Origin of the sequence: Enterobacter sp. ZOR0014 (assembly GCF_000798855.1) — a bacterium.
Classification (GTDB): Bacteria; Pseudomonadota; Gammaproteobacteria; order Enterobacterales; family Enterobacteriaceae; genus Enterobacter; species Enterobacter kobei.
On the sequence record NZ_JTLF01000168.1, the window covers coordinates 14,255 to 26,226 of the forward strand.

13 protein-coding genes are annotated in these 11,972 nt (G+C 55.2%); 8 read left to right on the forward strand and 5 right to left on the reverse strand.

Annotated elements, in window-relative coordinates; all coding sequences use genetic code 11:
• Positions 1-19 precede the first annotated feature (19 nt).
• Positions 20-694, forward strand: a complete 675-nt coding sequence (gene yiiM, locus L977_RS08570; RefSeq protein ID WP_047625593.1) for a 6-hydroxyaminopurine reductase — start codon at positions 20-22, stop codon at positions 692-694.
• Between the two features lie 53 nt (positions 695-747).
• Here the strand turns inward: yiiM and cpxA are convergent, their stop codons facing one another.
• Entirely contained in the window at positions 748-2,121 is a 1,374-nt protein-coding gene (cpxA, locus tag L977_RS08575) for an envelope stress sensor histidine kinase CpxA (RefSeq protein WP_014885717.1), read from the reverse strand.
• Positions 2,118-2,816 (reverse strand): envelope stress response regulator transcription factor CpxR, encoded by a 699-nt coding sequence (gene cpxR, locus L977_RS08580; protein WP_006179159.1) that lies wholly within the window; start codon positions 2,814-2,816, stop codon positions 2,118-2,120. Before cpxR ends, cpxA begins: the two co-directional genes overlap by 4 nt.
• 150 nt (positions 2,817-2,966) lie before the next feature.
• On the opposite strand from cpxR, the gene cpxP reads away from it, so the two are divergent.
• The 6 genes from cpxP to L977_RS08610 all read left to right on the forward strand — a co-directional run bounded on the left by cpxP (position 2,967) and on the right by L977_RS08610 (position 9,105).
• Entirely contained in the window at positions 2,967-3,473 is a 507-nt protein-coding gene (cpxP, locus tag L977_RS08585; RefSeq protein ID WP_047027628.1) for a cell-envelope stress modulator CpxP, read from the forward strand.
• Positions 3,474-3,626: 153 nt separating this feature from the next.
• Positions 3,627-4,520 carry a CDF family cation-efflux transporter FieF gene (gene fieF / locus L977_RS08590; protein WP_014885715.1) on the forward strand — a complete coding sequence of 298 codons (894 nt, stop codon included), beginning with the start codon at positions 3,627-3,629 and terminating at the stop codon, positions 4,518-4,520.
• A 174-nt stretch (positions 4,521-4,694) separates the two neighbouring features.
• A complete protein-coding gene (pfkA, locus tag L977_RS08595; protein WP_047625594.1) occupies positions 4,695-5,657 on the forward strand; it encodes a 6-phosphofructokinase in 963 nt (320 codons plus the stop codon).
• A gap of 229 nt (positions 5,658-5,886) precedes the next feature.
• Positions 5,887-6,876 (forward strand): sulfate ABC transporter substrate-binding protein, encoded by a 990-nt coding sequence (locus L977_RS08600; protein ID WP_047625595.1) that lies wholly within the window; start codon positions 5,887-5,889, stop codon positions 6,874-6,876.
• A 107-nt stretch (positions 6,877-6,983) separates the two neighbouring features.
• Positions 6,984-7,727 (forward strand): CDP-diacylglycerol diphosphatase, encoded by a 744-nt coding sequence (locus L977_RS08605; protein WP_047625596.1) that lies wholly within the window; start codon positions 6,984-6,986, stop codon positions 7,725-7,727.
• Between the two features lie 73 nt (positions 7,728-7,800).
• Positions 7,801-9,105 (forward strand): SLC13 family permease, encoded by a 1,305-nt coding sequence (locus L977_RS08610; protein WP_047625597.1) that lies wholly within the window; start codon positions 7,801-7,803, stop codon positions 9,103-9,105.
• Between the two features lie 81 nt (positions 9,106-9,186).
• On the opposite strand, the gene tpiA is transcribed toward L977_RS08610, so the two are convergent.
• Both tpiA and L977_RS08620 read right to left on the reverse strand, forming a co-directional pair.
• On the reverse strand, positions 9,187-9,954 hold the full coding sequence (gene tpiA, locus L977_RS08615; protein WP_003862019.1) for a triose-phosphate isomerase: 768 nt from the start codon (positions 9,952-9,954) through the stop codon (positions 9,187-9,189).
• A 111-nt stretch (positions 9,955-10,065) separates the two neighbouring features.
• Positions 10,066-10,662 carry a DUF1454 family protein gene (locus tag L977_RS08620; protein WP_014885710.1) on the reverse strand — a complete coding sequence of 199 codons (597 nt, stop codon included), beginning with the start codon at positions 10,660-10,662 and terminating at the stop codon, positions 10,066-10,068.
• Between the two features lie 112 nt (positions 10,663-10,774).
• Here L977_RS08620 and L977_RS08625 point away from each other — a divergent pair, with 112 nt between their 5' ends.
• Positions 10,775-11,194 carry a DUF805 domain-containing protein gene (locus L977_RS08625; RefSeq protein ID WP_023331602.1) on the forward strand — a complete coding sequence of 140 codons (420 nt, stop codon included), beginning with the start codon at positions 10,775-10,777 and terminating at the stop codon, positions 11,192-11,194.
• Here the strand turns inward: L977_RS08625 and fpr are convergent, their stop codons facing one another.
• Positions 11,195-11,941, reverse strand: a complete 747-nt coding sequence (gene fpr / locus L977_RS08630) for a ferredoxin--NADP(+) reductase (protein WP_014885708.1) — start codon at positions 11,939-11,941, stop codon at positions 11,195-11,197.
• Positions 11,942-11,972 lie beyond the last annotated feature (31 nt).

Sequence of the window (11,972 nt, forward strand, 5' to 3'; positions counted from 1 at the left end):
CTGCGTAATGGAGGCAGCGATGCATTACCCGGTGAATGTGTTTACAGGCAAGGTAAGGGAGTACGACGGCAGCCGCCCGAGCGCCATCGCGAAAGTGCAGGTTGACGGTGAACTGACCTTAACCGACCTTGGGCTGGCAGGCGATGAGCAGGCCGAAAAGAAAATCCACGGCGGGCCGGATCGCGCGCTGTGTCACTATCCTCGCGAGCACTATCAGCACTGGAAAACCGAATTTACTGACCAGGCGGACCTCTTCGTCGCGCCTGCATTTGGTGAGAATCTCTCGACGGAAGGGCTGACGGAAAAGAATGTGTTTATCGGCGATATTTATCGCTGGGGCGACGCCCTGATTCAGGTGACGCAGCCTCGCTCGCCGTGCTTCAAGCTCAACTACCACTTCGGCATTCAGGATATGTCGGCCCAGCTGCAAAGCGCGGGTAAAACCGGCTGGCTGTACCGGGTGGTGCTGGCCGGGCAGGTTTCGGCGGATGCGCCGCTTGAGCTGGTTTCGCGCCTGAGCGACGTGTCGGTGTATGACGCCTGCGCCATCGCCTGGCATATGCCGTTTGATGATGAACAATATCATCGGTTGCTGTCTGCGGCGGGGTTATCGACCAGCTGGACCAGAACGATGCAGAAGCGGCGGTTAAGCAACAAGATCGAAGATAATTCGCGGAGATTGTGGGGAAAATAGTGCTCCGCAGAAAGTAGGCCGGGTAAGGCGAAGCCGCCACCCGGCACATACCGTTACGAACGCTTATACAACGGCAGCCACAGCGTTAACCGCAACCCGCCCAGCGGGCTGTCGTCAGCTTTCACCCAGCCGCGATGCTGTTGCATGGCGGTTTCAACAATTGCCAGACCCAAACCTGTACCGCCGGATTCACGGTCGCGCGCTTCGTCAGTACGGTAGAACGGACGGAAAATCTGCTCCCGATCTTCAGGGCTGACGCCAGGACCGTCGTCATCCACGATAACGGTGATCCCGTCTTTATCTACCGAGAACGCCACCTCAATCTTGGTATGCGAGTAGCGCAGAGCGTTACGCACAATATTCTCCAGCGCGCTTTCCAGCGTGTTGGGGTTGCCGTACAGCGGCCATGGACCCGGCGGGAAGTTGACGGTGAACGATTTGCCCATCTGTTCCGCTTCGAACGCCGCGTTGTCCAGCACCTCATGCCACAGGTGATTGGCTTTCACCGTTTCGCTGACCAGCGCGTTTTTCTGCTGGTTGCGTGACATCACCAGCAGGTCATTAATCATGCTGTCCAGGCGGTGAGCTTCCGTTTCAATACGTTCCAGCTCTTTACTTTCCCCACTGCGGCGGCGCAACAGCGCGGTGCCAAGCTGCAAACGCGTAAGCGGGGTGCGCAGCTCGTGCGAGATGTCCGATAGCAGACGCTGCTGTGCGGTCATCATTCGATCGAGCGCGCTGACCATCTGGTTAAAACTGGTCCCGGCGGCAAGGAATTCCTGTGGCCCCGCTTCCAGCTCAGGGTGTTGTCGCAGGTTACCCTGCGCCACTTCATCGGCGGCGTTTTTCAGCTTACGTGCGGGTTTTGCCAGACTCCATGCCAGCCATAACAGCAGCGGCGAGCTGACCAGCATGGTAACAATCAGCAGCAGGAGCGGACGGTCAAATAGCAGGTTGATGAAATCGGACTGGGAACTGCTCGCAGGGCGAATCAAATAGAGCTGGTAATTGTCTTCCCCATCCCGTACCGAGAAAGGACCGACCATCTCTACCCGACCATATTTCTTTTTCTGTGGGTGATCGGCATTATCCGCCTGGCCAATAAAGTTACGGATAATCTGCATTTCATTGCGATCGGCCCCAATGACGCGGCCTTCGCTGGTGACCAGCAAAAGGCGTTGCCCGGGCGGCGCCCACTTGTCGATAGCGCGAAACAGCCTGCGCCACCACATCAAATCGTTCGGCGGATCGTTTGCCAGCTCCGCTTCAACATGCTGCTCGATCATCACGCCCTGACGTTGCTCGCTGTCAAGAAGCTCCGTCATCTGGCGTGAGTCGAGTTTTGGCAACATCAACACGAGCATTAAAACCAGGGCCAGCGTCAGCCAGAAGATGGCAAAGATGCGGGCGGTTAAGCTGCCTATCATGAAGCGGAAACCATCAGATAGCCGCGACCACGCAGGGTTTTAAACCATGGGTGACCGTCTTTACGCTCCGGCAGCTTGCGGCGCAGGTTAGAGATGTGCATGTCGATGGCGCGGTCAAACGGGGTAAGACGTTTGCCCAGCACTTCCTGACTCAGGTGTTCACGCGATACCACCTGGCCGAGGTGCTGCGCCAGCAGATAAAGCAGGGTGAACTCTGTGCCGGTCAACTCCAGGGTCTGACCGTCGAAGCTCGCTTCCTGACGACCTGGGTTCAGGCTCAGGGAGTCCACTTCCAGCGTGGGTGAGCTGTTGTCGGTATTCTGCTGCTGCTCGCTCCAGTGGGAACGGCGCAGGATAGCGCGAATACGGGCCACCAGTTCACGATCGTTGAACGGTTTCGGTAAATAGTCATCCGCACCCAGCTCAAGGCCGAGAACGCGGTCAAGTTCGCTGCCGCGGGCGGTCAGCATGATAACGGGGGTCTGGTGTGTCTGGCGAAGCTCTTTCAGCGTATCAATACCGTTTTTCTTCGGCATCATGACGTCGAGCAAAAGTAAATCGATGCTGTCGTCAAGGAGACTCAGCGCCTGCTCGCCATCATGGGCAACCAGGACGTTGAAACCTTCCATGTCGAGCAACTCCTTTAAAAGGGATGTGAGCTCTCGGTCATCATCAACTAACAGGATTTTATTCATTGTTTAAATACCTCCGAGGCAGAAATTACGACATCAAGGCTATCTAATCCATGACTTTACGTTGTTTTACACCCCCTGACGCATGTTTGCAGCCTGAATCGTAGACTGTCTCTCGTTGAATCGCGACACGAAAGATTTTGGGAGCAAGTGATGCGCAAAGTTACCGCTGCCGTCATGGCCTCAACGCTGGCGTTCAGTGCGTTTAGCCAGGCCGCTGTAGCTATCAACGGCGATACCGGTCCCTCACCAGAGGGCGCAACGCAGCTCAGTAGCCAAAGCCATATGTTTGACGGCATAAGTTTAACCGAACATCAGCGTCAACAGATGCGAGATCTGATGCAGAGGGCACGACACGACCAGCCCCCTGTTAATGTTAGCGAAATGGAGACAATGCATCGCCTTGTCACCGCAGAAAATTTTGACGAAAGCGCTGTACGCGCTCAGGCCGAAAAAATGGCAGAGGAACAGGTTGCCCGCCAGGTAGAGATGGCGAAGGTCCGTAACCAGATGTTCCACCTGCTAACGCCCGAGCAGCAAGCGGTTTTGAACACCCGACATCAGCAACGAATGGACCAGTTGCGTGAGGTTGCACGGATGCAGCGAAGCCTGGATGCGACGCTTTTCAGTAGCAATAGCAGTACCCGTAGTAACCAGTAAACCCTGTTTTCCTTGCCATAGACACCATCCCTGTCTTCCCCCACATGATGTGGGGGTTTTTTTTGCCCCGCCTTCTGATTTGTTAACCGTTTATTCATCCTCCGTCCCCCTATGCTTCCGTTATACTAGCGGCAAGACATGACAGGAGCGTTTATGAATCAATCCTATGGAAGGCTGGTAAGCCGGGCCGCTATTGCGGCAACCGTTGTGGCGTCTGGCCTGTTACTGATTAAAATCTTTGCCTGGTGGTATACCGGTTCGGTCAGTATTCTGGCGGCGCTGGTGGATTCGCTAATGGATATTGCCGCCTCGCTAACCAACCTGCTGGTGGTGCGCTATTCACTGCAGCCCGCGGATGAAGAGCACACGTTTGGGCACGGTAAAGCGGAGTCGCTGGCCGCGCTGGCGCAAAGCATGTTTATTTCCGGTTCTGCACTGTTCCTGTTTTTGACCGGCATTCAGCATCTCGTCTCGCCGACACCGATGAACGATCCCGGCGTGGGCGTAGTGGTGACGGTCGTTGCACTTATAAGCACACTTGTTCTGGTAACGTTCCAGCGCTGGGTGGTTCGCAAAACGCAAAGCCAGGCTGTACGGGCGGATATGCTTCATTATCAATCTGATGTTATGATGAATGGGGCAATTCTTATTGCGCTGGGCCTGGCCTGGTATGGCTGGCACCGGGCCGATGCGCTATTTGCGTTAGGTATCGGCATCTATATTTTGTATAGCGCCTTACGGATGGGGTATGACGCGGTGCAATCGTTGCTTGACCGGGCCCTTCCGGACGCAGAGCGCAATGAAATTTTTTCTCTTGTGACCTCCTGGCCTGGCGTCAGCGGTGCACACGATCTTCGAACGCGGCAGTCAGGGCCGACCCGCTTTATTCAGATTCATATTGAAATGGAAGACAACCTGCCACTGGTACAGGCTCACGTGATTGCTGAGCAGGTCGAGCAGGCAATTTTGCAGCGTTTTCCTGGTTCAGACGTCATTATTCACCAGGATCCCTGCTCGGTTGTACCCGGACACGTGGGGCTTTCGTAATTGGTTGTAAAAAAGTGAGCCAGGCCAGCATTTTGTGTATAAATTACCGCCATTTGGTCTGACCTGAATCAATTCAGCTGGAAGGGATTGATATACTATTTGCAGTATTCGTTGGTCGATAAGTTTCTTCCGGCAACAGATTTCAATTTTGCATTCCTAAGTTCAGAGGTAGTCATGATTAAGAAAATCGGTGTGTTGACAAGCGGCGGTGATGCGCCGGGCATGAACGCGGCAATTCGTGGTGTTGTCCGTGCAGCGCTGACGGAAGGTCTGGAAGTTTTTGGTATCTATGATGGTTACCTGGGTCTGTATGAAGATCGTATGGTTCAGCTCGACCGTTACAGCGTGTCCGACATGATTAACCGTGGCGGTACCTTCCTTGGGTCTGCGCGCTTCCCGGAATTCCGTGACGAACACATCCGTGAAGTGGCTATCGAGAACATGAAAAAACGCGGTCTGGACGCGCTGGTGGTTATCGGCGGTGACGGCTCTTACATGGGTGCAAAACGTCTGACCGAAATGGGTTTCCCGTGCATCGGTCTGCCGGGCACCATCGACAACGACATCAAAGGCACTGACTACACTATCGGCTTCTTTACTGCACTGGGTACCGTTGTTGAAGCGATTGACCGTCTGCGTGATACCTCGTCTTCTCACCAGCGTATCTCTATCGTTGAAGTGATGGGCCGTTACTGCGGTGACCTGACGCTGGCGGCAGCCATTGCGGGTGGTTGCGAATTTATCGTTGTGCCAGAAGTCGAATTTAGCCGTGAAGATCTCGTGGCTGAAATCAAAGCGGGCATCGCGAAAGGTAAAAAACACGCGATCGTGGCTATCACCGAGCACATCTGTGACGTTGACGAGCTGGCGAAGTACATCGAAGCCGAAACCAAACGCGAAACCCGCGCGACCGTACTGGGTCACATTCAGCGTGGCGGTTCCCCTGGCCCTTACGACCGTATTCTGGCGTCCCGTATGGGCGCGTACGCTATCGATCTGCTGCTGCAGGGTCACGGCGGCCGTTGCGTCGGTATTCAGAACGAAAAACTGGTTCACCATGACATCATCGACGCGATTGAAAACATGAAGCGTCCGTTCAAAGGTGACTGGCTGGACTGCGCGAAAAAACTGTACTGATCGGCTCTGTTGCCCGGTGGCAAGGTAAATGCAAAACGGTAACCCTTGGGTTACCGTTTTTTATGTTTGCTCCCTCTCCCGTGGGAGAGGGTTGGGGTGAGGGCATCTGGCTGCTCACATTCTTCTTTTTATTCCTCTACGTTATAGCCAATCTTTTTTTATTCTTTAATCATCGAATCGCTTTCTGGCACGCTGCATTCATCAAAACACTACACAAGAGAGCCGGGCGATGAATAAATGGGGCGTGGGTTTAACATTATTGCTGGCATCGACCAGCGTTCTGGCGAAGGACATCCAGTTACTGAACGTGTCTTACGACCCGACGCGTGAGCTGTACGAGCAGTACAACAAAGCATTTGCGGCGCACTGGAAACAGGAAACTGGCGACAATGTCGTGGTTCGCCAGTCTCACGGCGGCTCCGGTAAACAGGCGACCTCCGTCATCAACGGTATCGAAGCCGACGTGGTGACCCTGGCGCTGGCCTACGATGTCGACGCCATTGCCGAGCGCGGTCGTATCGACAAAAACTGGATCAAACGCCTGCCGGATAACTCTGCGCCATACACCTCGACCATCGTCTTCCTGGTACGTAAAGGCAACCCGAAACAGATTAAAGACTGGAACGACCTGGTAAAACCGGGCGTGTCAGTGATTACACCAAACCCGAAAAGCTCCGGCGGCGCTCGCTGGAACTACCTGGCGGCCTGGGGTTACGCGCTGCATCACAACAACGGTGACCAGGCCAAAGCGCAGGAGTTCGTGAAAGCGCTGTACAAAAACGTCGAAGTGCTGGACTCCGGCGCGCGTGGCGCCACCAATACCTTCGTTGAGCGTGGTATCGGCGACGTGCTGATCGCCTGGGAAAACGAAGCCCTGCTGGCGACCCACGAGCTGGGTAAAGACAAGTTCGAGATCGTCACCCCCAGCGAATCCATCCTCGCAGAGCCGACCGTTTCTGTCGTCGACAAAGTGGTTGATAAGAAAGGGACAAAAGCGGTGGCGGAAGCCTACCTGAAATATCTCTACTCGCCTGAAGGCCAGGAAATTGCGGCGAAAAACTACTATCGTCCACGCGATGCGGCTGTTGCGAAGAAATATGAAGGGGAATTCCCGAAACTGAAACTCTTCACCATTGATGATGTGTTCGGCGGCTGGACGAAAGCGCAGAAAGAGCACTTCTCTAATGGCGGCACCTTCGACCAGATTAGCCAGCGCTAAGCGTTATCAAACGGCACGGTGACCCGGTGTGAGAAATCCACCGGGTTTTTTATTTGGTCATCATTTTGCGTTACTCTTTCGCCTCTATCGAAAACAGGGAACGCGTTGTGAAAAAAATTATCTTATTGATCCTTATTATCATCGCCCTTGCCGCTGGCGGCGTGTACTGGATAAAAGCGGGTAATCCGAATGCGTTGCGTCATATCGTTCTCGACCAGTGCCTGCCTAATCAACTGCAACACCGTAACCCGGCACCCTGCGCACAGGTGAAGCCTGATGCGGGCTATGTCGTATTTAAAGACCGCAACGGGCCGTTGCAGTATCTGCTGATGCCGACATACCGCATTAATGGAACCGAAAGCCCGCTCCTGACCGAGCCTAACACGCCAAATTTCTTCTGGCTGGCGTGGCAGTCGCGCAGCTTTATGACCCTGAAGCGGGGATCTGAGGTGCCTGACAGCGCCATTTCACTGACGATTAACTCGCCGACTGGCCGTACGCAGAACCATTTCCATATTCATATCTCCTGTCTGCGCCCGGACGTACGTGAGAAACTCAATGCGGCACAGGGCGACATTAGCACCCAGTGGCTACCTCTGCCCGGTGGGCTGGAGGGGCACGAGTATCTTGCCCGACGGGTAACGGAGAATGAACTGGTCCAGCGCAGCCCGTTTATGATGCTGGCGGAAGAGCTACCCGAAGCGCGCGACCACATGGGGCGCTTTGCGCTGGCTATGGCGCAGCAGTCGGATGGTTCGTTTGTTTTGCTGGCGACCGAGCGAAACCTGCTCATGCTTAACCGCGCCTCGGCTGAGGAATTGCAGGATCATCAATGCACTATCCTGAAGTGACCCCACCATAAATAGCGTTTACTCGTCCTGCCTGTCGCCGTAGACTTGCTGAAAAAATCTACAGGAGACAGGTATGTCGCTCTGGTTATCTCATCCTCTGCTGCTGCCTTCGTTGATTGTTGGCGTCACCATCGTGCTATGGGCGACGTCGCTATTGCCAGAATTTATCACCGCGCTGCTGTTTTTCACGGCAGCGATGGCCGCCAGAATCGCCCCGCCGGAAGTCATTTTCGGCGGCTTTGCCTCGTCGGCTTTCTGGCTGGTATTCAGCGGTTTTGTACTGGGGGTGGCGATCCGTAAAACCGGTCTGGCTGACAGGGCCGCCCGGGCGCTGTCAGCAAAGCTTACCGATTCCTGGATATTGATGGTGGCGAGTGTGGTGCTGCTGAGCTATGCGTTGGCGTTTGTGATGCCGTCGAATATGGGGCGTATTGCGCTGCTGATGCCGATTGTTGCGGCGATGGCGAAACGTGCCGGTATCCCTGACGGTTCCCGCGCCTGGTTTGGTCTGGCGCTGGCTGTGGGGTTCGGCACTTTCCAGCTCTCAGCAACTATCCTGCCTGCTAACGTCCCTAACCTGGTGATGAGCGGTGCGGCGGAAGGCTCGTACGGCATCCACCTGAACTATGTTCCGTATCTGCTGCTGCACACCCCAGTGCTGGGCATTCTCAAAGGACTGATCCTGATTGGCCTCATCTGCTGGTTATTCCCCGGCAGCCCAAAACCGCCGAAGGATCTGGCGCCAGCTGAACCCATGGGGCAGGATGAAAAGCGCCTCGCCTGGCTGCTGGCGGTGGTGCTGGTGATGTGGGTCACGGAGAGCTGGCATGGTATTGGGCCGGCATGGACTGGGCTGGCGGCGTCCGTCATCGTTATGCTGCCGCGCGTTGGTTTTATCACCGGGGAAGAGTTTTCTGCGGGGGTGAATATGCGTACCTGCATTTACGTCGCGGGCATTCTTGGGCTGGCGATTACTGTTACGCAAACCGGTATCGGCACGGCAGTGGGCGAAGCGTTGCTCCGCATTATGCCGCTGGACGCAGACAAACCGTTCACCAGTTTCCTGGCGCTGACCGGTATCACCACCGCGCTCAACTTCATTATGACTGCTAACGGCGTTCCGGCGCTGTATACCACCCTGGCACAGAGCTTCTCAGATGCCACCGGCTTCCCGCTGCTGTCGGTGATTATGATTCAGGTACTGGGTTATTCCACGCCGCTGCTGCCGTATCAGGCGTCGCCGATTGTTGTGGCGATGGGGCTAGGGAAGGTGCCTGCAAAGGCGGGGATGATGCTCTGTCTGGCGCTGGCCGTTGCGACGTATCTGGTGCTGCTGCCGCTGGATTATCTGTGGTTTAGCTTGCTGGGGAAAGTGTAGTCCGCCCAACCCTCTCCCGAAGGGAGAGGGAGGAGAAGAGCGTAGGGCGGGTTAGCGAAGCGCCACCCGCCGCAAAGGCAATTACGCCTGTTTAGCCGCTTCTGCCGCTTTAACGATCACCGCGAAAGCGTCAGCTTTCAGGGATGCACCGCCAACCAGCGCGCCATCGATGTCTGGCTGGGTGAACAACTCAGCAGCGTTGGATGCGTTTACGGAACCGCCGTACTGGATAATCACTTGCTCAGCCACTTTCGCATCAGCTTTAGCAATATGGTCACGGATGAATTTGTGCACGGCCTGAGCCTGCGCTGGCGTTGCAGATTTGCCGGTACCGATCGCCCAGACTGGCTCGTAAGCAATGACTGCACCTTCGAACGCTGCTGCGCCCTGCGTTTTCAGAACCGCGTCGATCTGACGTGCGCACACTTCTTCGGTTTTGCCCGCTTCGTTTTCCGCTTCGGTTTCACCGATGCACAGAACCGGGATCAGACCCTGCTCTTTCAGCACAGCGAATTTCTTCGCGATGAACTCGTCGGATTCTTTGTGGTAGGTGCGACGCTCTGAGTGGCCGATGATGATGTATTTTGCGCCGATATCTTTCAGCATTTCAGCGGAAGTTTCACCGGTGAACGCGCCAGACAGGTTAACGTCAACGTTCTGTGCACCCAGAATGATGTGGCTGCCGTCAGCGGCGCGTTTAGCCAGGTCCAGGTACATATCCGGCGGAGCGATAGCAACCGCGCAGCCCGTTACGCCAGCCAGCTCTTTACGCAGGTTCGCAACCAGTTCGTTTACCATGTGGCGGCTGCCGTTCAGTTTCCAGTTACCCATCACTAAAGGATGTCGCATTTCAATTCTCCACGCTAAATAAGCGAATTAAGGAATATGGCCGCCCTGTCGGGCAGCATGGTCTGTGAATCAGTATAGAGATTTTCCCTCGAAAGGCTTTGCTTTTTGTCATTAATTCGCCCCGCCGAGGGTGTCAGATAGCGCCAGCTTAATCGGTTCAACTGCGAAGGTCAGTCCTTTTTCGCCGTTATCCGCCACCACATAGCGAATTGCCCCTTCAGTTGTGGCGTAGTACCGCTTGTTTTTACCCGCGGCCAGCAGCTTTTGTAGCTTTTGCTGGCTTTGCTTTTTCGTCAGCGCGGGCGTAAACGCCTGTAATACCGCGCTCATGTACTCCTGCGCCTTCGTTTTTGCCGCTTTCTGCTCTGGTCCCTGGATCGGTAGCCAGGTGATTTGCATGCTTTTGATTTTTAACGTTCCACGCTCCAGCGCCGTGGAGGCATACAAGTTTTCGTTTATCTTGCTCGCCGCGCGGGTCAGGGTTGGGGTATCACGAGAGCTATCAATCGCGCGAAACTCATCCAGCGGCAACGTAGGGTTGGTCTGATTGAAGGTTTCACGAAACTGACTGATGGATTGATCGAACGACGGCGCGCCTGCCAGCAAATAGGGTGCCGTGGTAGGGGCCGACGTGTCGGCGGCGTGCAGCGGAAAACCCGCGCCAAGCATCGCTATACACAGGAAGAGAGTGTGTGCCGAACTTTTCATCAACATTGCCCCTGGCCGTAAGTGCTCATGATTAAAACGATATCTGCCCGGCTTGTCAAAAGGTCACAACTCCAGGGTAAAATGCGGACTAAATGATAATAAGGAACCTTACATGACCATACAGCAGTGGCTGTTTTCATTCAAAGGGCGTATCGGACGCCGTGATTTCTGGGTCTGGATGGTGACGTGGGTTGTCGCCATGCTGCTTCTGTTTTTCGTTGCGTACAATGCCTGGTTGAGCACGCAAACGGCGGCTTTTGCGCTGGTCTGTTTGCTGTGGCCAACGGCGGCCGTGGTGGTGAAACGTCTTCACGATCGTGGCCGTTCCGGCGCGTGGGCCTTTCTGATTATTCTGGCGTGGATGCTGGTCGCAGGGAACTGGGGGATGCTGCCGTCCATTCTTCCCTGGGTGGTGGGCAGACTGCTGCCGTCCGTTATCTTCGTGATGATGATTGTCGATCTGGGCGCGTTTATCGGCACCCAGAGCGAAAATAAATACGGTAAAGACACCCTTGAGGTGAAGTACCGCTGATCACCAGTAGTGTTCGGCGGTCATATGACCCGGTCGGCGGCGAAGATGTTTCGTCATCTGCCGGGTATCCTTCAGAAGCTGTTGCGTATCCCGAACCATCTGCGGGTTACCACACAGCATGACGTGGCTGGTGTCGGCAGTCATCGGCAAACCCACTGCGTTTTCCAGCACACCACTCTCAATTAACGCCGGCACGCGACCGGTCAGCGTACCTGCTACGGTTTCGCGGCTGACGACGGTCTGAATTTTCAGCTTCCCGCCATATCGCTGTTCCAGCGCCTGCATCTGTGGCAAGTAGCTCAGGTCTGCGGCGTAGCGCGCAGCATGCACCAGCACGATGTTTTTAAAGCGCTCAAGGTCTTTGCCATATTGCAGAATGGAGAGGTAGGGGCCAATGGCCGTGCCGGTTGCCAGCATCCAGAGCGTGTCACAATCAGGGATCTCTTCGAGTACAAAGAAACCTGCTGCTTCACTCACAATTTGCACATCGTCACCGGGCTTAAGGGCGGCAAGGCGCGGGCTGAGCTTACCGTCCGGGACGGTCACCAGATAGAACTCAAGATCCGGATTATCCGGCGCGTTAACGTAAGAGTAGGCGCGCTGCACGCGTTCGCCGTCGACATCCAGCCCCAGCTTCGCAAATTGCCCGGCCTTAAACGGGTGAACGGGAGCATGCAGGGTGAGACTAAATAGCGCATCGGTCCAGAACTCTATCTTTGTGACTTTACCTGTTACCCAGTCCGCCATGATCTTCTCCTGTGCTGTTTCTCTGTTCTAT

What these genes read in the sequence shown, in the direction of transcription:
- yiiM (WP_047625593.1), top strand. Translation starts at nt 20, where the DNA reads ATGCATTACCCGGTGAATGTGTTTACAGGCAAGGTAAGGGAGTACGAC.
- cpxR (WP_006179159.1), bottom strand. Translation starts at nt 2,816, where the DNA reads ATGAATAAAATCCTGTTAGTTGATGATGACCGAGAGCTCACATCCCTT.
- tpiA (WP_003862019.1), bottom strand. Translation starts at nt 9,954, where the DNA reads ATGCGACATCCTTTAGTGATGGGTAACTGGAAACTGAACGGCAGCCGC.
- pfkA (WP_047625594.1), top strand. Translation starts at nt 4,695, where the DNA reads ATGATTAAGAAAATCGGTGTGTTGACAAGCGGCGGTGATGCGCCGGGC.
- L977_RS08610 (WP_047625597.1), top strand. Translation starts at nt 7,801, where the DNA reads ATGTCGCTCTGGTTATCTCATCCTCTGCTGCTGCCTTCGTTGATTGTT.
- fieF (WP_014885715.1), top strand. Translation starts at nt 3,627, where the DNA reads ATGAATCAATCCTATGGAAGGCTGGTAAGCCGGGCCGCTATTGCGGCA.
- cpxP (WP_047027628.1), top strand. Translation starts at nt 2,967, where the DNA reads ATGCGCAAAGTTACCGCTGCCGTCATGGCCTCAACGCTGGCGTTCAGT.
- fpr (WP_014885708.1), bottom strand. Translation starts at nt 11,941, where the DNA reads ATGGCGGACTGGGTAACAGGTAAAGTCACAAAGATAGAGTTCTGGACC.
- cpxA (WP_014885717.1), bottom strand. Translation starts at nt 2,121, where the DNA reads ATGATAGGCAGCTTAACCGCCCGCATCTTTGCCATCTTCTGGCTGACG.
- L977_RS08625 (WP_023331602.1), top strand. Translation starts at nt 10,775, where the DNA reads ATGACCATACAGCAGTGGCTGTTTTCATTCAAAGGGCGTATCGGACGC.
- L977_RS08620 (WP_014885710.1), bottom strand. Translation starts at nt 10,662, where the DNA reads ATGAAAAGTTCGGCACACACTCTCTTCCTGTGTATAGCGATGCTTGGC.
- L977_RS08600 (WP_047625595.1), top strand. Translation starts at nt 5,887, where the DNA reads ATGAATAAATGGGGCGTGGGTTTAACATTATTGCTGGCATCGACCAGC.